General features: G+C 55.8%; 21 protein-coding genes. 8 read left to right on the top strand and 13 right to left on the bottom strand.

Annotation, left to right across the window (positions count from 1 at the left end; translation table 11 throughout):
* Positions 1-143: 143 nt before the first annotated feature.
* Entirely contained in the window at positions 144-440 is a 297-nt protein-coding gene (locus AAIG26_RS05710) for a TM2 domain-containing protein (protein WP_017455691.1), read from the bottom strand.
* A gap of 171 nt (positions 441-611) precedes the next feature.
* Here AAIG26_RS05710 and cueR point away from each other — a divergent pair, with 171 nt between their 5' ends.
* Complete coding sequence (gene cueR / locus AAIG26_RS05705; RefSeq protein ID WP_017455692.1) at positions 612-1,019, top strand: Cu(I)-responsive transcriptional regulator; 408 nt, start codon at positions 612-614, stop codon at positions 1,017-1,019.
* Here cueR and AAIG26_RS05700 read toward each other — a convergent pair.
* The 7 genes from AAIG26_RS05700 to tesA all read right to left on the bottom strand — a co-directional run bounded on the left by AAIG26_RS05700 (position 976) and on the right by tesA (position 7,696).
* Positions 976-1,716, bottom strand: coding sequence for a DUF3142 domain-containing protein (locus tag AAIG26_RS05700; protein WP_343180197.1), 741 nt, complete (start codon positions 1,714-1,716; stop codon positions 976-978). The two genes, cueR and AAIG26_RS05700, sit on opposite strands and share 44 nt — an antisense overlap.
* The gene (locus AAIG26_RS05695) at positions 1,686-3,878 is read right to left on the bottom strand and encodes a hypothetical protein (RefSeq protein WP_343180196.1); all 2,193 of its coding nucleotides are present in this window, start codon (positions 3,876-3,878) and stop codon (positions 1,686-1,688) included. Before AAIG26_RS05695 ends, AAIG26_RS05700 begins: the two co-directional genes overlap by 31 nt.
* A 22-nt stretch (positions 3,879-3,900) precedes the next feature.
* A complete protein-coding gene (locus AAIG26_RS05690; RefSeq protein ID WP_020456828.1) occupies positions 3,901-4,362 on the bottom strand; it encodes an NfeD family protein in 462 nt (153 codons plus the stop codon).
* Entirely contained in the window at positions 4,359-5,273 is a 915-nt protein-coding gene (locus AAIG26_RS05685) for an SPFH domain-containing protein (protein WP_017455696.1), read from the bottom strand. The genes AAIG26_RS05690 and AAIG26_RS05685 overlap by 4 nt, the downstream gene beginning before the upstream one ends.
* An 84-nt stretch (positions 5,274-5,357) precedes the next feature.
* Positions 5,358-6,212, bottom strand: a complete 855-nt coding sequence (locus tag AAIG26_RS05680) for a co-chaperone YbbN (RefSeq protein ID WP_343180195.1) — start codon at positions 6,210-6,212, stop codon at positions 5,358-5,360.
* 61 nt (positions 6,213-6,273) lie between these two features.
* On the bottom strand, positions 6,274-7,044 hold the full coding sequence (locus tag AAIG26_RS05675) for an SDR family oxidoreductase (protein WP_020456830.1): 771 nt from the start codon (positions 7,042-7,044) through the stop codon (positions 6,274-6,276).
* 28 nt (positions 7,045-7,072) lie between these two features.
* The gene (tesA, locus tag AAIG26_RS05670) at positions 7,073-7,696 is read right to left on the bottom strand and encodes a multifunctional acyl-CoA thioesterase I/protease I/lysophospholipase L1 (protein ID WP_020456831.1); all 624 of its coding nucleotides are present in this window, start codon (positions 7,694-7,696) and stop codon (positions 7,073-7,075) included.
* On the opposite strand from tesA, the gene ybbA reads away from it, so the two are divergent.
* From ybbA to AAIG26_RS05640, 6 genes are all read left to right on the top strand, one after another.
* Entirely contained in the window at positions 7,667-8,353 is a 687-nt protein-coding gene (ybbA, locus tag AAIG26_RS05665; RefSeq protein ID WP_313627095.1) for a putative ABC transporter ATP-binding protein YbbA, read from the top strand. The genes tesA and ybbA overlap by 30 nt on opposite strands.
* Positions 8,350-10,764: a putative ABC transporter permease subunit YbbP gene (gene ybbP, locus AAIG26_RS05660; protein ID WP_343180194.1), complete on the top strand. Its 2,415-nt coding sequence runs from the start codon at positions 8,350-8,352 to the stop codon at positions 10,762-10,764. The genes ybbA and ybbP overlap by 4 nt, the downstream gene beginning before the upstream one ends.
* 198 nt (positions 10,765-10,962) lie before the next feature.
* The gene (locus tag AAIG26_RS05655) at positions 10,963-12,111 is read left to right on the top strand and encodes a porin (RefSeq protein ID WP_343180193.1); all 1,149 of its coding nucleotides are present in this window, start codon (positions 10,963-10,965) and stop codon (positions 12,109-12,111) included.
* Positions 12,112-12,413: 302 nt separating this feature from the next.
* A complete protein-coding gene (locus AAIG26_RS05650; protein ID WP_343180192.1) occupies positions 12,414-13,250 on the top strand; it encodes a MetQ/NlpA family ABC transporter substrate-binding protein in 837 nt (278 codons plus the stop codon).
* Positions 13,251-13,307: 57 nt separating this feature from the next.
* The gene (sfbB, locus tag AAIG26_RS05645; RefSeq protein ID WP_343180191.1) at positions 13,308-14,330 is read left to right on the top strand and encodes a virulence-associated ABC transporter ATP-binding protein SfbB; all 1,023 of its coding nucleotides are present in this window, start codon (positions 13,308-13,310) and stop codon (positions 14,328-14,330) included.
* A complete protein-coding gene (locus AAIG26_RS05640) occupies positions 14,323-14,982 on the top strand; it encodes a methionine ABC transporter permease (RefSeq protein ID WP_020456837.1) in 660 nt (219 codons plus the stop codon). The genes sfbB and AAIG26_RS05640 overlap by 8 nt, the downstream gene beginning before the upstream one ends.
* Here the strand turns inward: AAIG26_RS05640 and mnmH are convergent.
* From mnmH to ppiB, 5 genes are all read right to left on the bottom strand, one after another.
* The gene (gene mnmH / locus AAIG26_RS05635) at positions 14,979-16,058 is read right to left on the bottom strand and encodes a tRNA 2-selenouridine(34) synthase MnmH (RefSeq protein ID WP_343180190.1); all 1,080 of its coding nucleotides are present in this window, start codon (positions 16,056-16,058) and stop codon (positions 14,979-14,981) included. The genes AAIG26_RS05640 and mnmH overlap by 4 nt on opposite strands.
* 90 nt (positions 16,059-16,148) lie before the next feature.
* Positions 16,149-17,216, bottom strand: a complete 1,068-nt coding sequence (purK, locus tag AAIG26_RS05630) for a 5-(carboxyamino)imidazole ribonucleotide synthase (RefSeq protein WP_269231541.1) — start codon at positions 17,214-17,216, stop codon at positions 16,149-16,151.
* A complete protein-coding gene (purE, locus tag AAIG26_RS05625) occupies positions 17,213-17,722 on the bottom strand; it encodes a 5-(carboxyamino)imidazole ribonucleotide mutase (RefSeq protein ID WP_020456841.1) in 510 nt (169 codons plus the stop codon). The genes purK and purE overlap by 4 nt, the downstream gene beginning before the upstream one ends.
* 128 nt (positions 17,723-17,850) lie before the next feature.
* Positions 17,851-18,573 (bottom strand): UDP-2,3-diacylglucosamine diphosphatase, encoded by a 723-nt coding sequence (gene lpxH, locus AAIG26_RS05620; RefSeq protein ID WP_343180189.1) that lies wholly within the window; start codon positions 18,571-18,573, stop codon positions 17,851-17,853.
* A gap of 3 nt (positions 18,574-18,576) precedes the next feature.
* A complete protein-coding gene (ppiB, locus tag AAIG26_RS05615) occupies positions 18,577-19,071 on the bottom strand; it encodes a peptidylprolyl isomerase B (RefSeq protein WP_343180188.1) in 495 nt (164 codons plus the stop codon).
* 173 nt (positions 19,072-19,244) lie between these two features.
* Between ppiB and cysS the strand changes: the two genes are divergently transcribed.
* Complete coding sequence (gene cysS / locus AAIG26_RS05610) at positions 19,245-20,645, top strand: cysteine--tRNA ligase (RefSeq protein ID WP_020456844.1); 1,401 nt, start codon at positions 19,245-19,247, stop codon at positions 20,643-20,645.
* Positions 20,646-20,664 lie beyond the last annotated feature (19 nt).

Below are 20,664 nucleotides of genomic sequence, written 5' to 3'. Positions count from 1 at the left end.
TGCTTCAATAGTGACTGTGTAGAAGCTTAAACCTTCCATCAAGGGGAAGGTCAAGGTTTTATCATGACAAAGAGGCGACAGGTGTTCCATAAACGACAAACCCCGCACAAGGCGGGGTTTGTTTATTACCGGCGGGGTAAAACTCAACCGTATTTACGGGCAAATTCCTGATCGGAGTTGCACAGATAAATAATAAATTCGATGAAAGAGATGATCGCCGGAATAAAGGTCCAGCAAAACAGAAGATAAAGGATCCCCTGCCATGGTTTCCCTAAATAAAATTTATGCGCGCCAAATCCACCTAAAAAGAAGGCGAACAGCGCAGCAGAAATTCGGCTTTTCTTCCCGGCGGTGTTTTGAGGCGCGCCGCACTGCGGGCAAGCCACCGCTTCTTTATGTATTTGCTTTCCGCAACCACGGCAAAACGCCATATCACTCATAACCACTCCTGTGTGTAAATCATTTATCATTCTTAGAAATATCCGGCCACATGTTATAGCGAAGCGGCAAGGTGGGTAAATAAAAAACCATTAACAATATGGATATATTTGTTTTATTACATAGCAGCCATTTATAGTGATTAGCGCAGGTTCTGGCAGTGAGGGGGAAACGTGAATATCAGCGATGTGGCAAAAAGAACCGGTTTAACCAGCAAAGCGATTCGCTTCTATGAAGAGAAAGGGCTGGTGACACCGCCGCTGCGCAGCGAAAACGGCTACCGCAGCTACAACCAACAACACCTGAATGAGTTGACGCTGCTGCGCCAGGCGCGGCAGGTAGGATTTAATCTCGAAGAGTGCGGCGAGCTGGTGAATCTGTTTAATAACCCGGCCCGTCATAGCGCAGATGTCAAAGCGCGCACGTTACAGAAAGTGGCCGAGATCGAGCGGCATATTGGCGAACTGCAACAAATGCGGGTACAACTGCTGGCACTGGCGGATTCCTGCCCCGGTGACGACAGCGCCGATTGCCCGATTATTGATAACCTTTCTGGCTGCTGCCACCACGCGAAGGGTTGAGCATAAATGTCACCGTGCCGCGATACCACGGGGAGGCGGCGAGTTGCTGCTCTTCGCGTGTATCACGCGCGCCGTTCTGCACCAGCCCCAGTTTAAACGGGATGCGTAACGCTAAAAGTGCGGGCAGATAGTCGGTGTAATTCGCAACGGTGCTGCGCCCCTGATAGCTCTGCACCACCAGTTCATCTACCGGCAATGCGTTAAGGGTTTGCACGCTGCCGGTTTTCGCCCAGTCCAGTAAACCAGTGACGCCCAGAGCGTAGTCTGCTGGCAGCGTCTGGCGCAGACGGTGCAAAAACAGCGCGTAATCGCCAAGGCGGTGGGTGGCGGCATCGAAATCCACCTGCAACCCGACGACATGGTTTCCCGCCGCTTGCCAGCGAGCTAACAGCCGGGTAAGACGTAACAACAGCGCATCCGGCACATCCAGCTTGGTAAAACGCACCGTAAGCCAGATGCGCGGAAAGGTAAGCTGATTGACCGGCAGCCCTTTACGCTCAAACACAGTTTGACCGGCAACGCTGACGACATCGCCCTGATGCAGATAGACAATATCGGCATCACGCAGCGTTTGCGTGGGGCGTACGCCAGACCATAACCAGTACGCTGCTGCCTTCCCCTGAGCGGCTAACGCCGCAGGGCAGAGCAGCGCACCTGCCAGTGCCATTACCAGTAATATTTGAGCTCTTTGGCCCATACGCTTCCCGGATAACGGCTTTTCAGTTGCTGGAACCATGCTTTACGCACGGATTTATCGACGTCTTCGCCGCCGCAATCGTTATAACCGGAGGGGGCGTAACACATTACGGCACGATACAGCGCGTAGCTCTTATCTTCCGGCTCGGCTTTGGCATCGCTGATAACCTGCTGATACCAGGCCAGACGGTGCGCGACGCCGGGCGCAGCGTTAAGCTTTGTTGCGTCGTCCAGCGCGTCGTTACCCCACTGGTCGGTTTCCCGGTTAACGCGGGTTTGCGTGATACGGAAAAATTCGCCGAGGCAGTTCAGCTCATGGCCATCCTGCGCTTTCTGGCTCAGGGTAGTAACCGTTTTTTCCAGCGCAGCGCAGAAGTAGAAGCTCTCTTTGTCGGTGCCTTTCCAGGCAAATGCGCTCAGATTGACGTCATCAAACGCTTCGCCAGTGACCGGCGGTGCGATCGCGGCGATCAGTTGTTTGTCTTGTAACCAGTCGGCGTAATGCCCTTCGGTCAAATCGCGCGTCAGCAGCGTGTGCAGTGCGATGGTGCGCTCTTCGTTGTTCGGCCCATTGCTGGCCTGCTGGCGCAGTAATTCGCGTGGTGCTTTGGTTTTCAGCACTAAGGAACGGTAACGCAGATTCGTGATCTTGCTGTCAGGCGTAAAAATCTGCGCCAGCGCGTCGCTTTCCACCAGCGTTGCCGCCAGTTTGGCCTGCAGCAACTGCTGCTGTTCGACATCTTTGCTCAGCTCCAAAAGATGCAGCCAGTGCGCTTTGGCCTCCGGCCACTGCTTTTCCGCCATCAGTGCTTCGCCGTACAGCACTTGCTCGCTAAACGCGAGAATATTGTGCGGTGCCAGTGTTTGCGCAGGAGTGATGGCGCTGCGCACGGTGGCGTAATCCTGTTTGCTGAAAGCCAGCTTCAGACGCAGGTAATTCCACAGATCGCCGCGTTTATTTTTGTCGAAATCGGCTTTGATGCTGTCGAGCCAGGCTTGATCGATACAGGGATGCTTTTCATCGCATTTGTTATCGCGCAGGCGGCGCAGCGTCAGGATAAAGGTCATCAGCGAGGCATCCGGCGTGCTGATAAAATCATCACCGCCCGATTCGAGAAGTTTGTTGTCGCTTTCATTGACCAGCGCGATTAACGCATCACCGCTGGCCGTCTGTGACAGCGCCTGTTCGTAGAGCGCCGCCAGCGTGTTCCAGTCCTGCAAATACCAGTTGATACGGCGCAACATCCCCTGCGCCGATTCTGCGTAGTGGCCCTGCGGCCAGCTTTTCAGGTAATGAAGCGCTGCATCCCGCGCTTTCTGCGCCTGGGATTTGTCTACTTTTGTGACGTCGAAATCGCCATATTCACCGTTGGCATTCGCGCTACTGGCGTTGAGCGCGGTGCGCATCAACATATAGCTGGCCGTTTCGGCAAGCCACGGCTGCGGGTTGCTGGCGAGCGAAGTAAAATCCTGCACGGCGGCGTCATAATCACCGGCATAGAAAGCGTTAGCGCCGTGTAAATAGGTACGGAAACCGAGAGCAACTGAACCTTGCGGGAAACTTAGTGCATTAATAATGACTTCACCGCGGCCATCCGCTGCCGTTCGCGCTTTCGCCAGCGCCAGGCGCTGTTCCGGTGTTAAGGCTTTTTCGTCCAGCAGGGCGGCGAAAAAGCCAGAAAGTGTCTCGTTATTACGCGACACAAAACGGTTTTCCATCTCATCGGATGCAAAACCTTCACCAGTTACTGTCTGCGCCGCGTCACCTTCGGCGATCAGGCGCAACAGCGCGGGAGGAATTTGATCATCAGGTTTGATGCCCAGCGCTTTCATTTGCTGGCGCAGGGTGTCGTCACTGGAAACGGGTTCCGCCGTTGCTGCCGGGGCGGTAGTGTCATCGTGATGAATACCGAAATAGAAGCTTCGGCTGCGCGTGAAATCTTGCGGTACGGGCTGGCGCAGTGGCAAAAATCCTTTTTGCTCATCCACCAGGCGCAGCAGGTTATCACGGGTATCGGTATCAATGCCCAGCACCGGCGGGCTGGTGATGAAACATCCCGTGCTCCCCCATGTGCAGCTATCGATATCAGACGACGCCAGCGCGGGTGCGCTGGCGGTAAAGGAGAGACACAAGCCCAGCGCGAGACGACGGCGTTTTATCATTCCCTGAATCCTTGCGTTATTGTTATTCGTTTACGGCTTTGATGCGTAAGGTGATGCCTTCAACGGCCGTTACCTCAACGCGCGTTCCGGCAGCGAGATCGTCGTCGGCGCTGACCGGCCACGAACTGTCGCCCACGCGCATATGGCCTCGACCGTTCACCAGTGCGTTATCAAGCTGGAAGCGGCGGCCGACGAGCTGTTGCCCACGCAGATTCAGCGACGCGTCGGCGGGTTTTTGCTGTTTTACCCGCCGCGAAAGCCATTGCCACCACAGCCAGGCGGCCAGCATGGTCAGCACGGCGAACAGTACACCCTGCCACTCCCAGCCGAAGGGAATAACCCACGCCAGCAACCCGGTGACCACCGCCGCGACGCCGCTCCACAACAGATAGCCGTTACCGCCCAGCATTTCCGCAGCCAGCAACAGGCCGCCGAGCACCAGCCAGGCGAGGTGTGTATGTTCGAGCAGCAGAGTGGCAATCATTTTTTACGCTCGCCGGCGCTGTCTTTCACCAGTTCGGCGATCCCGGCGATCGAGCCCATCAGGCTGCTGGCATCCAGCGGCATCATCACCACTTTGCTGTTGTTCGCCGAGCCAATTTGTTGCAGCGCGTCGGTATATTTCTGCGCTACGAAGTAGTTCACTGCCTGAATATCCCCGGCGGCAATCGCTTCAGAGACCATCTGGGTGGCACGGGCTTCGGCTTCTGCCGAACGTTCACGTGCTTCTGCCTGCAGGAACGCCGACTGGCGATCGCCTTCCGCTTTGAGGATCTGCGACTGTTTTTCCCCTTCGGCTTTGAGGATCTCCGCCTGGCGGATCCCTTCAGCTTCAAGAATGTAAGCGCGTTTGGTACGTTCCGCTTTCATCTGTGCATTCATTGAGGCAATCAATTCCGCCGGTGGGCGCACATCGCGGATTTCAATACGCGTGACTTTTACGCCCCACGGATTGGTGGCTTCATCCACAATATGCAGCAGACGGGTGTTGATGCTGTCACGTTGTGAAAGCATTTCGTCCAGCTCCATTGAGCCGAGCACGGTACGGATGTTAGTCATGGTCAGGTTGATGATCGCCAGTTCCAGGTTGCTCACCTCATAGGCGGCGCGAGGAGCGTCGATCACCTGAATAAAGCACACTGCGTCAATGGTGACGTTGGCGTTGTCTTTGGAAATAACTTCCTGCGAGGGAATATCGAGAACCTGTTCCATCATATTGATCTTACGACCAATGCGATCCATAAATGGCACCACCAGGCTTAAACCTGGCTGCAGCGTGCGGGTGAAACGGCCAAAGCGTTCCACAGTCCACTGGAAGCCTTGCGGGACGATTTTCACACCGGAGATAACCACCACCAGCGCGACGAAGATAAGAACCAGAATGACGATTGGCATCAAAAAAACCTCCTGTTTAATTTGATGCCATCTTAGCCCGAATTAGCGATTAAAACAGCGCGATCGCCAAATTTAGCAGGGGAATTAGTAGAGCAGGGAGTAGAGCTGGCGGCGGTATTTCGATGCCAGCGCGTCGCCGGTGCCGAGCGCAGCCAGGATCTCTTGCAGCATTTTGCGCGCTTCACCGTTTGCCGCAGCCAGATCTTTACGCAGGTGGCTAAACAGCAGTTCCAGCGCTTCTTCGTTGCGGCCCACCTGGTGCAGTTGCAGCGCCAGTTGTGTTGCCAGCAGCGCGTCCTGCGGGTTGTCTGCAACCTGCTGTTGCAGTTGCTGGATTTCCGGCGTATCCGCGGCTTTTTTCAGCAGTTCGATCTGCGCGATAAGGCCCTGGTAACGTGTGTCTTGATCCTGTAACGGAACCGCTTTTAGCACCGCTTCGGCTTCATCCGCACGGTTCAACACAATCAACGTTTCTGCCAGCTGCAGGGTGATTTCGCTGTTTTGCGGTGCTAACTGGCTGGCCTCTTTCAGCAGCGGCAGCGCGTCGATGTGCTTGCCTTCCTGCATCAGTTGCATAGCTTGTTGCGCTTTCAGCTCCTCTTCGCGCGGCAGCACTTTATCCAGCAGCGCGCGAATCGCGTCTTCCGGCTGCGGCCCCTGGAAACCGTCAACCGGCTGGCCATTCTGGAACAGGTAAACAGTAGGAATGGCGCGTAAGCCAAACTGTGATGCCACCATCTGCTCTGCGTCGCAATCGACTTTCGCCAGGATAAACTGCCCGTTGTACTGGGCGGCGAGGTTTTCCAGCACCGGCGTCAGTTGCTGGCAGTGCTGGCTGCGTTCGGACCAGAAATAGAACAGCACCGGCGTGGCAACGGATTGCTCAAGTACCTGTTGCAGGTTCATTTCGGTAATATTGACAATATTCTGTGCAGACATACTAAGTTCTCTTTATTTCACTGTTTCGTCATACATGGGGGACAGGCTTCGCGCCTTCAACTCACCCGTGCAAAATTTTATCCATCATGCGCGTTGGCAGCAGGCGTTTTAAAAAGGTAACCGCCCATGTCACCAGCGTTACCGGGTAGCGCACTTTCGGGTTGCTGCTCTCAAAAGCATGGCGCACTTTGGCGACGACTGCCTCCGGCCCCAGCGTAAAACGTGCGGCGATACCGGGGTTTTCCACCGGCTTATCGCGTTGTGTCTGATTCACATTGTCGGTAAAGCGCGTGCGAATCGGGCCGGGTTCAATCAGGCTCACTTTGATGCCTGTATGGCGTAGCTCCATTCGTAAAGCGTCCGACCAGGCTTCCAGCGCATACTTGCTGGCGGCGTAAGCGCCGCGGCCTGGCGTTGAGATCAGCCCCATCACCGAGGAGGTCATCACGATGCGCCCCTCGTCGTGCGGCAGCATCGCAGGCAGCAGCAGCATGGTGAGCTGGTGAGTGCCAAAAAAGTTACTGGAAAATTGCTGTTCCAGCTGTTCGCGGCTGATGGTATCGAGCGGGCCATAAACACCGTATCCGGCGTTGTTGAAGATCCCGTACAGGCGATTGTCGGTCAGCGCTATCACTTCGGCGGCGGCGCGTATCACGCTTTGCGCGTCGTCAAGATCGAGCAAAATGCCGGTAAAGCCTTCGCTTGCCATCCGGGCGACATCGTCCGGTTTACGGCAGGCCGCCAGCACGCGAAAACCCTGACGCTTCAGTTCGCGTGCGCTTTCCAGCCCGATTCCGCTGGAACATCCTGTTATTAAGACCGTTTTTTGCATAACTTTACCTGGGGGCGTGCCTGAACAATCAGGAGTCGTGGTTAACTAAAGGCGCCAGTCGCGTTGCCATCCAGTCTGCAATAAACGGCTGCGCATCGCGGTTGGGATGGATGCCATCATCCTGCATCCATTGCGGTTTCAGATAGACCTCTTCCATAAAAAATGGCAGCAGAGGAACATCCAACTCCTTGGCAAGCTTAGGATAAATGGCGCTAAAGGCTTCATTATAGCGGCGACCGTAGTTGGCAGGGAGCCGAATTTGCATTAACAGCGGTTGCGCGTTGGCGGCTTTCACCGCCTGCACCACCTGGCGCAGCGTTTGCTCTGTTTGCTGCGGCGCGAAACCGCGCAGACCATCGTTACCGCCCAGCTCCACCAGTACCCAGCGCGGTTGATGCTCTTTAAGCAGCGCAGGCAGGCGCGCCAGCCCCTGCTGCGAGGTGTCGCCGCTGATGCTGGCGTTGATAACCGTCGGTTTTTGCTGCCATTTGTCATTGAGCAGCGCAGGCCACGCGGCATTCGCCGCCATGCGATACCCGGCGCTCAGACTGTCGCCAAGAATCAGTAACGTGTCCGCCGCCGCGGCGCGAAAGGTTAACAAAAGCAAAAACAGGAAGGGCAAATGCCAGCGGAAAACATTGTTGAAGTTCATCATCTTAAGAAGTCCGTCGGTCAGGGGGAGCATGAGCTTTCCATCCTTACCGGAGTTGAGCTGGTTGTCAAACCAGCCGAGACCATCGCCCTGATTGGCGAATCCGGCTCCGGAAAGTCCACCTTATTAGCGATCCTCGCCGGGTTAGACGATGGCAGTAGCGGCGAGGTGAACCTGCTCGGCAAACCTCTGCATAAGATGGATGAAGAGGCGCGCGCGCAACTACGTGCGCAAAATGTCGGCTTTGTTTTTCAATCCTTTATGCTCATTCCCACGCTAAATGCGCTGGAAAATGTTGAACTCCCGGCCTTGCTGCGTGGCGAAAACAGCAATCAAAGCCGCAGTAGCGCGAAAGCGTTACTGGAAGAGTTAGGGCTGGGTAAACGGCTGGATCATCTGCCTGCGCAGCTCTCCGGCGGTGAACAACAGCGGGTGGCGCTGGCTCGCGCGTTTAATGGCCGACCGTCGGTGCTGTTCGCCGATGAACCTACCGGCAATCTCGACCGGCAAACCGGCGACAAGATCGCTGATTTGCTCTTTTCCATGAATCAACAATATGGCACCACGCTGCTGCTGGTAACGCACGATCCGCAGCTTGCCGCGCGTTGCGATCGGCGGTTGCGGCTGGTCAATGGTGAACTGCGGGAGGATGTATGATAGCCCGTTGGTTCTGGCGCGAATGGCGCTCGCCGTCGCTGCTGATTGTCTGGATGGCGCTAAGTCTGGCGGTGGCTTGCGTGCTGGCGCTCGGCAACATCAGCGATCGTATGGAAAAAGGGCTCAGCCAGCAGAGCCGGGAATTTATGGCGGGCGACAGAGCGCTACGCAGCTCTCGTGAGATACCCCAGGCGTGGCTGGATGAAGCGCGAAAAACAGGGCTGCGACTCAGCGAACAAATCAGTTTTGCCACCATGACTTTTGCTGGCGACACGCCGCAATTAGCCGATGTGAAAGCCGTTGATGACATTTACCCCCTTTATGGTGAGCTGCAAACCAGTCCGGCGGGGTTAAAACCGCGAGCGGGAACGGTGTTACTGGCGCCACGGTTAATGGCGCTGCTCAATTTAAAAACTGGTGATGCTATTGATGTGGGGGATGCCACATTGCGTATTGCCGGAGAAGTGGTACAGGAGCCGGATTCAGGCTTTAACCCTTTTCAGATGGCACCACGTCTGTTGATGAATATTGCCGATGTGGCGAAAACCGGTGCGGTGCAGCCAGGTAGCCGCGTCAGCTGGCGGGTAAAATTTGGCGGCACACCCGCGCAATTAGATGCATACGAAAAATGGTTGCTGCCGCAGTTAAAACCGGAGCACCGCTGGTACGGGCTGGAGCAGGATGAAGGCGCACTGGGCAAATCCTTGCAGCGTTCGCAGCAGTTCCTGTTGTTATCTGCGCTATTAACGCTGTTGCTGGCAATAGCTGCCGTCGCGGTGGCGATGGGGCACTATTGCCGTAGTCGCTACGATCTGGTGGCGGTACTGAAAACCCTTGGTGCGGGCCGCGCGCAATTACGCAAATTGATTGTCGGGCAGTGGTTAATGGTACTGGCGCTGTCAGTGGTGACCGGTGGCGTCATCGGGCTGGTGTTCGAAAGCGTTTTAATGGTGCTGCTCAAGCCGGTGCTGCCTGCTGCGCTGCCGCCCGCAAGTTTGTGGCCGTGGCTGTGGGCGGTCGGGGCGATGGTGGTGATTTCGCTGCTGGTGGGGTTGCGACCCTATCGCTTGCTGCTGGCGACGCAGCCGCTGCGTGTGCTGCGACGTGACGCGGTGGCCAATGTCTGGCCGCTGAAGTTCTACGTGCCGGTGATCTGCGCGGTAGCCGTGCTGCTACTCGGCTGGCTGATGGGCGGCAGTATGTTGCTGTGGGCTGTGCTGGCGGGCGCGGTGGTGCTGGCCTTGCTGTGCGGCGTGGTGGGCTGGCTGCTGCTTAATGTGCTCAAACGACTGACATTTAAAGCGCTGCCGTTGCGTCTTGCGGTGAACCGGCTGCTGCGTCAGCCGTGGTCAACGCTGAGCCAGCTTGCGGCGTTTTCGCTCTCTTTTATGTTGCTGGCGATGCTGCTGGTGCTGCGCGGCGATCTGCTGGACAGGTGGCAACAGCAGTTACCGCCGGAAAGCCCGAACTACTTTTTAATCAATATCGCGCCGGAACAGGTGACACCGCTGAAAGCGTTTCTTTCTGAGCACCATGTTGACGCCCAGGCATTCTTCCCGATTGTGCGCGCGAGGATGACGCAAATTAACGGCCAGTCGACGGAGGGTAACCAGGATGAGGCGCTGAACCGCGAACTCAATCTCACCTGGCTTCAGCAGCGCCCGGATCATAACCCGGTCACCGCCGGACACTGGCCGCCGAAAGACGGGGAGGTCTCGGTTGAGGAGGGGCTGGCGCAGCGGTTAGGCCTGAAGCTGGGCGACTCCGTGACATTTATGGGCGATACGCAGGAATTCAGCGCCACCATCAGCAGCCTGCGCAAAGTGGACTGGGAAAGCCTGCGGCCAAATTTCTTCTTTATCTTCCCCCAGGGGGCGCTGGACGGCCAGCCGCAGAGCTGGCTCACCAGTTTCCGCTGGCAGAACGGCAACGGCATGTTAACGCAACTGAACCGGGAGTTCCCGACCATCAGCCTGCTCGATATTGGCGCGATTCTAAAACAGGTCGGTCAGGTGCTTGAGCAGGTCAGCCGGGCGCTGGAAGTGATGGTCGTGCTGGTCACGGCCTGCGGCGTGTTGCTGCTGCTCGCGCAGGTACAAGTCGGTATGCGTCAGCGTCACCAGGAGCTGGTGGTTTACCGCACGCTCGGCGCGGGCAAGCGGCTGCTGCGAACCACGTTATGGTGTGAGTTCGCGCTGCTGGGGCTGGTCTCCGGGCTGGTCGCGGCGATGGGTGCGGAAACCGCGCTGGCGGTGCTGCAAACGAGGGTGTTTGATTTCCCGTGGGAGCCGGACTGGCGTTTGTGGGCAACGTTACCGTTGTGCGGCGCGTTACTGCTTTCGCTATGCGGCGGCTGGCTTGGCGCGCGTTTGCTTAAAGGAAAAGCACTGTTTCGTCAATTCAGTAATTAATCCCTTCATCAATATTTGCTCAACGAAACGCATGCCGATAATTCTATCGGTGTGCGTCTGTTTCAAAGTGTAAAAGTTCCCCTGGCAATTATTTACCAGCACAAAACAACAAAAAAACCCCACCAAATAGAAGCTTTTAGACGTTAATATTTCGCCGCTAGTAACTTACTAGTGGTGTCTATCCATCAAGGAAAAACCATGAAAATAAAAACAACCGCCCTGGCGACAGCCATCGGCGCAGCAGTGGCATTGATGTCTTTTGCAACTCAGGCGGAAATTACTGTACTTAAGCAAGATCCGCAGGCCGGTAATCCGTTAAGCCGCCTGAACTTCACCGTTGGTGGCTCTATTCGTCCGCAATTCGATAACGCGATGGGCGATGTAGACAAGAAATCCTACAAACGTAATGGTTACGATGGCGGTACTCGTTTCCGTTTTGCGACCGATTACTACCTGTTCGATGATATTAGCTGGGTTAACTACTACGAACTCGGTGTGAACATTCCGGCACTGTTCGACTGGGATAGTCATTATGCAAAAGGTTCAACCAACACAACCCGCCGTATGCTGTACACCGGTCTGAAAAGTAAGACCTGGGGTACGATGACCTTCGGTCAGCAGAACAGCGTGTACTACGATGTGGTCGGTGCGAAAACCGATATCTGGGATTACGACATGAAAGCCCAGGCGCCGGGTAACGGTGTCAAAGGTGACTACGATGGTTCTTATCGTTCACGTAAGATGCTGAAATATAAGAATAGCTTCGGTGATGCCGATATCTATGCATCCTACCTGTTCTCGGATAACGATCTGCTGCTTGGTAACGGTCTGCGTTACAAACGTAAAGGCGGCGGTTCTCTGGGCGTGGATTACCACATTGCCAAAGATCTGACATGGGGTACGGCGTGGAACTACACCCAGGCCGATATGCGCAACGTCAACACTGGTGGCACCGATACTTACAACCAGAATATCTACGGCACAACGCTGAGCTGGACCCCGGATAACTGGACCCTCTCCTTCGGTGGCGGCTGGTACGAAAACTTCCTGACTACCGGTAAAAAAGATATTCATAACTACTTCGCGGGCGACGCGTGGGGTATTGAATACTTTGCCGGTTATAAAATCCCGGTCGGTCAGTACGCGCTTAAATACGTACAGCCGTACGTCATGGGTGATCGTCTGAAATACACCACCGGTCGTTACTATCAGCGTATCGACAACGGTCTTGGTGTGACCTTCCAGCTGGATTACGGTTTCCGTGTCGATTACGAACACGTATTCACCACCAGCACCGACAAATCACTGGGCGACATGAACATCGTTCGTCTGCGTTACGACTTCTAAGAGGTCTGCATCAGCCGGGTTTAACGCTTCGTTTAAATCCGGCAATGCTTAGCAACAAAAAGCATAACGGAAGGCCAGAAAACCCACCTTAGGCAGGGCTTTTCGTTATGCTTCATCGCCTTACCCCGCAAAGATCTCCCCGCCATTCAGTGACATAGTTCACAGCATGTTGAATTTATTTCAATTACCGCTGCGCTGTGTTTATGCCATCTTATTCAGCAGCCTTATCAATCAGGTGAAAATGGAACGCGCCGCACTGTACGTCGCGTCAACACAGCAGCTCAACTCGTTAGGGAGAATTTATGGGACGTCGTCTCAGCTTGCGCGCGACCTTCGGCGCATTACTTCTGGCCTGCGGCTTACCGTTTGCTCACGCCAGCAGCGATCCGCACACCATCGTTTTCGGCGTCGCACCTGGACCATACGGCGATATGGTGAAACAGGCTATTGCGCCGTCGTTAAAAGAGAAAGGCTATAAAGTGGTGGTGCGTGAATTTAGCGATTACGTACAGCCGAACATGGCGCTGGCGAACGGCAGTATTGATGCCAACCTGTTCCAGCACAGCCTCTATTTTGACAAATTCACGGCCGATAAAGGCCTGAAATTAACCAAGCTGATTACCGTGCCGACAGCGGGTATGGGCTTTTATTCACGCAAAATCAAAAGCCTGGATGAGTTGAAAAAGGGCGACATTGTGACGCTCTCCAATGACCCGACCAACCTGGCGCGCGGGCTGCGTTTCCTGCAATCGCTCGACCTTATCACTATCAAAGATAACATCGACCCGACTAAAGCCTCCGAGCGCGATATTGCCAGCAACCCGAAAGGGCTGGTGTTTAAACCGCTGGAAGCGGCGCAACTGCCGCGCACGCTGGACGGCGTGACCGCGTCGCTGGTGAATGGCAACTTTGCCATTGCCGCCGGGCTGAAACTCTCCTCTGCGCTCAAACAAGAGCACCTCGATGAGAACCTGAAAAACATTATTGCGGTGCGCACGGAAGACGCCGACAAACCGTTCGCGAAGGATATTGTCGGGGTGGTTAAATCGCCGGCTTACCGTGCAGTAATTGACGATCCGAACAATGTTTATGGTGCGTTCCAGAAACCAGACTGGATGCAGGGCACGGATAAAAAGTAACACTCCGGCTGATTTGACGGGCAGGCTGCGGCCTGCCTTTTGTCGTTTGAGGTTTGCATGATTGAAATCGAAAAAGTATGCGTGGATTTCCCCGCAGCGCGCGGCAGTACGAGCGCGACCCGGGCGGTAGAGGATGTCACGCTGCGTATTGCGCCGGGGGAGATCTTCGGCATTGTGGGCACCAGCGGCGCGGGCAAAAGTACGCTGCTGCGCACGCTGAATGCGCTGCAGCGCCCAAGCCAGGGCAGCGTCAAAATCAATGGTGTTGCTATTTCGGCGCTGGAAGGCATCACATTACGCAAAGCGCGTCAACGCATAGGCATGATATTCCAGCACTTCAACCTGATGCATACCCGCACCGTGGCGCAAAACGTGGCTTTCAGCCTGAAAGCGGCGGGATGGGAACGCAGTAAAATCGCCCCGCGCGTGGCGGAGATCCTGCAACTGGTAGGCTTAAGCGATAAAGCCACTCGCTACCCGGTGCAACTCAGTGGCGGGCAGAAGCAGCGGGTCGGTATTGCGCGCGCCATCGCTAATCACCCGGATGTATTGCTGTGTGATGAACCGACCTCGGCGCTGGATCTGGAAACCTCCGCTACCATTCTGGCCCTGCTCAAGCAGATCAATGAACAACTGGGGATCACCATTGTGCTGATCACCCACGAGATGAACGTGATCAAATCGATCTGCGATCGGGTGGCGGTGATGTCTGGCGGCAAAGTGGTGGAGGAGGGCGACGTGTTTGATATTTTTGCCCATCCGCAGCACCCCTTCACCCGCCAACTGGTGTCGCACACGCTCAATTTGACTTTGCCGGAGCGTTTGCAACAGCATCTGCCAGGGCAATTATTGAAGATCCTGTTTATTGGTGACTCCGCTGAGCAGCCGGTGCTCTCTGACGCGGCGGTAAAATTTGGCGTCGCGGTTAATATTCTGCACGGCAAAATTGAGTATATCGGCGAGCGGGCGCTGGGCATTCTGGTGGTGCAACTGACGTCGATGGAAAACCCGGCAGCAGTAAGTGACGCCGTGGACTATATTCGCAACCGTACCGCGCAGGTGGAGGTGATCCGTGGATGATTTAATGGCCGATCTGAGCCTCGCCTTTGGCGAAACCTTCCAGATGTTAAGCATCTCGACGGTGCTGGCGATTGTCGGCGGTTTGCCGCTCGGTTTCCTGATTTTCGTTACCGACAGGCACCTGTTCTGGCAAAACCGCGCGGTCTATCTGGTGAGCACAGTACTGGTGAATATTATCCGCTCGGTGCCGTTTGTGATCCTGCTGGTGCTCCTGTTGCCGGTGACGCAGTTTTTGCTCGGCAACACCATTGGGCCGATTGCCGCGTCGGTGCCGCTCTCTGTGGCGGCAATTGCCTTTTATGCACGGTTGGTCGACAGCGCCCTGCGCGAGGTGGATAAAGGCATTATTGAAGCGGCGGAAGCCTTTGGTGCCAGCCCGCTGCGCATTATCTGTACCGTGCTGCTGCCGGAAGCCAGCGCGGGTCTGCTGCGCGGCCTGACCATTACGCTCGTCAGCCTGATTGGATATTCAGCGATGGCCGGGATTGTCGGCGGTGGTGGTGTGGGCGATCTGGCGATCCGCTACGGCTATTACCGTTATGAAACCCAGGTGATGATCGTAACGGTTATCGCGCTGATTATTCTGGTGCAGATAGTCCAGGTGCTGGGAGACTGGCTGGCGAAACGCGCCGATAAACGCGATCGGCATTAAGCCGTGTGTGCCGCCAGCCAGGCCGCTACTTCTGCAAAAGTGCCGCGAAAGCGAATGGCTTTCGCGCGCTTCTCAAGCTGGTAGCGGTACATCGGATCGTAGTACTCCTCCAGCAACGGCACCAGCCACGCGAAGTGTTCCTCGGTACTGCCGCTACGCTGCTGCTGGCTCAGCGCGTTCTCCAGATGTCGCGTCAATTCCGCGTAGCGCTGTAATCCCAGACGGCGGCGAATGGCAAAAAGCCCGTGACGCAGATATTCGGCATACTGACGCCAGCCCTCTTCCTCACCGTCGCGGGTGATAAACGCCGCGTGCATCTCTACGAAATAGTCGACGCGCAAACGCTCCAGGCGTTGTGCAAAGGGATCTTCCACTACCACCAGCGGCGATTGCGCCATTCTCTCGCGCACCACGGCTGGCAGATGGTTCGCCCCAATCGCGGCGCTTTCGTCTTCCAGCAGCCAGAACGCGGGCGTCACTTTCAGTAGCGCCGCTGCCAGCTGGTTTTCGAAACTGGCCTGTGAGCGCTGCGGTTGCAGCGTCCGGCCAAACGAGGAACCACGATGCCGGGCGAGCCCTTCAAGATCGATGCCATTACGCTGCGAACGCACCAGCAACGTTTTGCCGCTTCCCGTGCAGCCACCCACCAGCAGCGCCGGGCGTTGCATGCATTGTTGCGTTGCTTCGATGGCGGCCTGGCGCAGCGCTTTATAACCACCGACCACCAGCGGATAGTCCACCTGGCATTCTCGCAGCCATTGCTGAACGATATGCGAACGCTGACCGCCGCGGGCGCAACAAAGATAACCCTGCGGATATTGCGCGCAGGCTTGCCGCCATGCTTCGATGCGTTGTTCACGGGTTTCGCCACTGACCAGTTGATGCCCCAGACGAAGCGCGGCTTCTGCGCCTTCGCGTTTATAGCAAGTGCCTACCGCCGCGCGTTCATGGTCGTTCATTAAGGGCAGATTGATAGCCGCGGGCATGGCACCTTTGGCGAACTCAACCGGTGCACGAACATCAATAAGAGGCGTTTCATCCCGCAGGAGGGCGAGATAATCCGTGGTGTCGTTCATTGGGCTTCCTTCTGCAAAACGCTGGTGGTAATCCCACCAGCGTGCAGATTTTACGCCCCGAACAAGGGAGATCAATTCCCCGGCGGGAGATTACTGCAGTTTTGACTGTGCCCAGGCAATGCCGCTTGCGTACTCGGGCGGCAGCAGTGGCACCAGCGCTTCCAGCGTGGCACTCAGACGCGCCATGTCATCATCGTTCAGGTTCAAATGACCCACTTTGCGCCCCGGACGTACCTCTTTGTCGTACCAGTGCAAATGCACCAGCGGCAGTTTCAACCAGTCGTAATTCAGATCGCTGCCTATCAGGTTGATCATCACCGACGGGCTGTTGACCACCGGCGGCGGTAACGGCAGATCCACCACCGCGCGCAGATGCAGTTCAAACTGGCTGATAGAAGCACCGTTCTGCGTCCAGTGGCCGCTGTTGTGCACGCGCGGCGCCAGCTCGTTAATCAGCAACCCACCCGGTGTGACAAAGCACTCCATCGCCATCACGCCGACGTAGTTCAGCTCATGCATGATGGCAGAAAGCATGTTTTCCGCCTGCTGTTGCTGAGCGGCGTTAGCCTGCGGGAAAACCACGCTGGTACGCAAAATGCCATCCTGATGCAGGTTATGCGTCAACGGGTAGAAAACGGTACTGCCATCACGCGCGCGCGCGCCGACCAGCGATACTTCACCGGAAAAATTGATGCCCTGTTCGACAATGCACTCACCGTAGCAGTCGTCCGGCAATTGATCCGTTTCGCCTGTGCGTAAACGCCACTGCCCACGACCGTCATAGCCCCCCACGCGGCGCTTAACAATCGCCAGTTCGCCCAGGCGGGAAAACACGGCGGGCCATTCGCTTTTATCCGCCAGCAACTGCCACGGTGCGGTAGCCAGTTCGAGTTTGTCGAATAACTGTTTTTGCGTCAGGCGATCGGCAATGATCGGGAACACATCGCGGTTAACAAACGCCGGATGGCGCGCCAGCTCGCGCGTTAACGCTGTTTCCGGCCAACGCTCAATTTCGGCGGTGATAACACTCTGTTGAAACGGCACCGCTTCCGGCGCGTCATCCAGCCCAACCGGCCAGACCGCGATGCTGAGCGGTTCACCGGCCTGGCGCAACATCCGGCCAAGCTGGCCGTTGCCTAATACGCAAACCTGTTTCATGCCGCGCCTCTCGGATCCGGATTATCCAGCACCTCATCGGTCTGAGATTTGCGCCAGTCCGCCAGACGCTGGTGCAGTTGCGCGTCATGCTGCGCCAGGATCTGTGCGGCCAGCAGCGCGGCGTTGGCCGCACCGGCTTTGCCAATTGCCAGCGTTCCCACCGGAATGCCGCGCGGCATCTGCACGATAGAGTAAAGGCTGTCCACACCGCTTAACGCAGCGCTTTGTACCGGCACACCCAGCACCGGCACCAGTGTTTTCGCCGCGATCATGCCCGGCAGATGCGCCGCGCCGCCGGCACCGGCAATAATCACCTGGTAACCGTTTTGTTCCGCACTTTCGGCGAAGCTAAACAGTTTATCCGGGGTGCGGTGTGCGGAGACGATTTCAACATGGTGCGGAACGTTCAGGGTATCGAGGATTTCTGCGGCGAATTGCATGGTGGCCCAGTCGCTTTTCGAGCCCATAACAATGGCGATGCGCGCCGGTTGGTTGCTTGAAGACATACGTCTCAAAACTCCTGTGGGTGTGCTTCAGACTACATAAGAGGGCACAGAGAATAGCATGTAAAACGGGCAAGGAAAACGGTTGCGTAGCGATGTTTCGCGCGTTTGACGCGTAATCACAAGCGTATTCAGAAAGGGAAATGAATCAGTTCAACATCGCTGTCGCTGACGCGCACCATCGAACCTTCGCTGTGCCATGCGCCTAAAACGGCACGGTATGCGGGCGCGTTATTCGCGGTAAGCTCATGCACTGCCGGGCGATGAGTATGACCGTGGATCAACCACTGCACCTGGTGTTTTTCCATGGCTTCCACCACGGCGTGCTGGTTTACATCCATAATCGAAAGCGACTTGCTGCTGTTGGCGGCTTTACTGCCGGCGCGCATTTTCGCGGCGATACGTCGGCGAATAAACAGCGGCAGGGTGAGGAACAGCTTTTGCAGCCAGGGCTGGTGCACTTTGGCGCGAAAGGCCTGATAACCGGCATCGTCGGTGCAGAGCGTATCGCCATGCATAATCAGCACGTTACGGCCATACAAATTGAGCACCTGTTCCTGAGGTAACAACTGCATACCGCAGGCTTGCGCGAAGCGTTGACCGAGCAGGAAATCGCGGTTGCCGTGAATGAAATAGCAGGGGACACCGCTATCGACAACGGCTTTGATCGCCCGGGCTATTTGCTGATGTAGCGGGTTCGGATCGTCGTCACCAATCCACGCTTCAAACAGATCGCCCAAAATGTAGAGCGCATCGGCTTCACGCGCTGTACCGGCCAGAAAACGCAGAAAACCGGCGGTGATCGCCGGTTCTTCTGTTTGCAGATGCAAATCTGCGATAAAGAGTGTTGCCACCAATTACTCGCTGACGTCCACGCTTTCAATCACCACATCTTCTTTCGGCACGTCCTGGTGCATGCCGCTGCGGCCGGTGGAAACGCCTTTGATCTTGTCAACAACGTCCATGCCTTCAACCACTTCGGCAAACACGCAGTAGCCCCAGCCCTGCATGCTTTCGCCGCTGAAGTTCAGAAAGTCGTTATCAGCCACGTTGATGAAGAACTGCGCGGTAGCGGAGTGCGGAGCCTGAGTACGCGCCATGGCCAGCGTACCACGGGTGTTTTTCAGACCGTTGTTGGCTTCGTTTTTGATCGGGTCTTTAGTGACTTTTTGATTCATGCCCGGTTCGAAACCGCCGCCCTGAATCATAAAACCATTGATAACACGGTGGAAAATCGTGTTGTTGTAGAAACCTTCACGGCAGTAGTCCAGGAAGTTTTTAACTGTTTCAGGCGCTTTGTCCTCAAAGGTTTTGATTACGATGTCGCCGTGATTAGTGTGGAAAGTAACCATTATTGCATCCTGTTCTGATAGTGTAGTGCGTAGACCCGCCAGTGGGTCAGAGATAGTCGCTTGTTATAGCATAACCGCGAGGCTGGATCACCTTGCAAAGTGTGCTGCTTCGGGTTTGAATTACGGGTAATATATGCGGTTTTCGTTCCACACACGTCCACATGGAATCTTCGATGTTAAAAATCTTTAATACACTGACGCGCCAAAAAGAGGAATTCAAACCTATCCATGCCGGGGAAGTCGGCATGTACGTGTGTGGTATTACCGTTTACGATCTCTGTCATATCGGTCACGGCCGTACCTTTGTCGCCTTTGACGTGGTATCCCGCTATTTGCGTTTTCTCGGCTATAAGCTGAAATATGTCCGCAATATTACCGATATTGACGACAAAATCATTAAGCGCGCTAACGAGAATGGCGAAAGTTTTGTCGCGCTGGTCGACCGAATGATCGTTGAGATGCATAAGGATTTTGACGCGCTCAATATCCTGCGCCCGGATAGCGAACCGCGCGCAACGCACCATATTGCAGAAATTATTGAAATCACACAGCGCCTGCTGGATCGCGAACATGCGTACGTGGCTGAAAACGGCGATGTGATGTTCTCGGTGCCGACGGATCCGACTTATGGTCAGCTTTCGCGTCAGGATCTGGATCAGTTGCAGGCGGGGGCACGCGTCGAAGTCGCGGAAGTAAAACGCAACCCGATGGACTTCGTGCTGTGGAAAATGTCCAAGCCTGGCGAGCCGAGCTGGCCATCGCCGTGGGGCGAAGGGCGTCCCGGCTGGCACATTGAGTGTTCGGCGATGAACTGCAAACAGCTGGGTTCGCATTTCGATATCCACGGTGGCGGTTCCGATCTGATGTTCCCGCACCACGAAAACGAAATCGCCCAGTCAACCTGTGCGCATGACGGCGAGTACGTAAATTACTGGATGCACTCCGGCATGGTGATGGTTGATCGCGAGAAGATGTCAAAATCGCTCGGCAACTTCTTTACCGTGCGTGACGTGCTGAAGTATTACGACGCGGAAACCGTGCGCTACTTCCTGATGTCCGGTCACTATCGCAGCCAGTTGAATTACAGCGAAGAGAACCTGAAACAGGCGCGTTCTGCGCTGGAGCGTCTGTACAACGCGCTGCGTGGTACGGATAGCAATAACGCCGAACATCGTTATTTTGAGAACGGTGAGCTGTTCCAGAAACGCTTCTGCGACGCCATGGATGACGACTTCAACACCCCGGAAGCCTATTCCGTGCTGTTTGACCTCGCGCGCGAAGTGAATACGCTGAAACATGACGGGGATGCGCTGGGCGCAAATGCGGCGGCGAAAAAGCTGCGTGAACTGGCGGGCGTTTTGGGTCTGCTGGAGCAGGATCCGGATCTCTTCCTGCAAAGCGGCGCGCAGGCGGATGACAGCGAAGTGGCTGAGATCGAAAAGCTTATCCAGCAGCGCCTCGATGCGCGTAAAGCGAAAGACTGGGCGGCAGCCGATGCCGCGCGTGACCGTCTGAACGAGATGGGTATCGTGCTGGAAGATGGCCCGCAGGGCACGACCTGGCGTCGTAAGTAAGAAAAAAAGCGGCTTCGGC

Origin of the sequence: Kosakonia sp. PSU_27 (assembly GCF_039409795.1) — a bacterium.
In the GTDB taxonomy this organism is placed as follows: Bacteria; Pseudomonadota; Gammaproteobacteria; order Enterobacterales; family Enterobacteriaceae; genus Kosakonia.
This window is presented reverse-complemented; position numbering and strand designations above follow the sequence as displayed.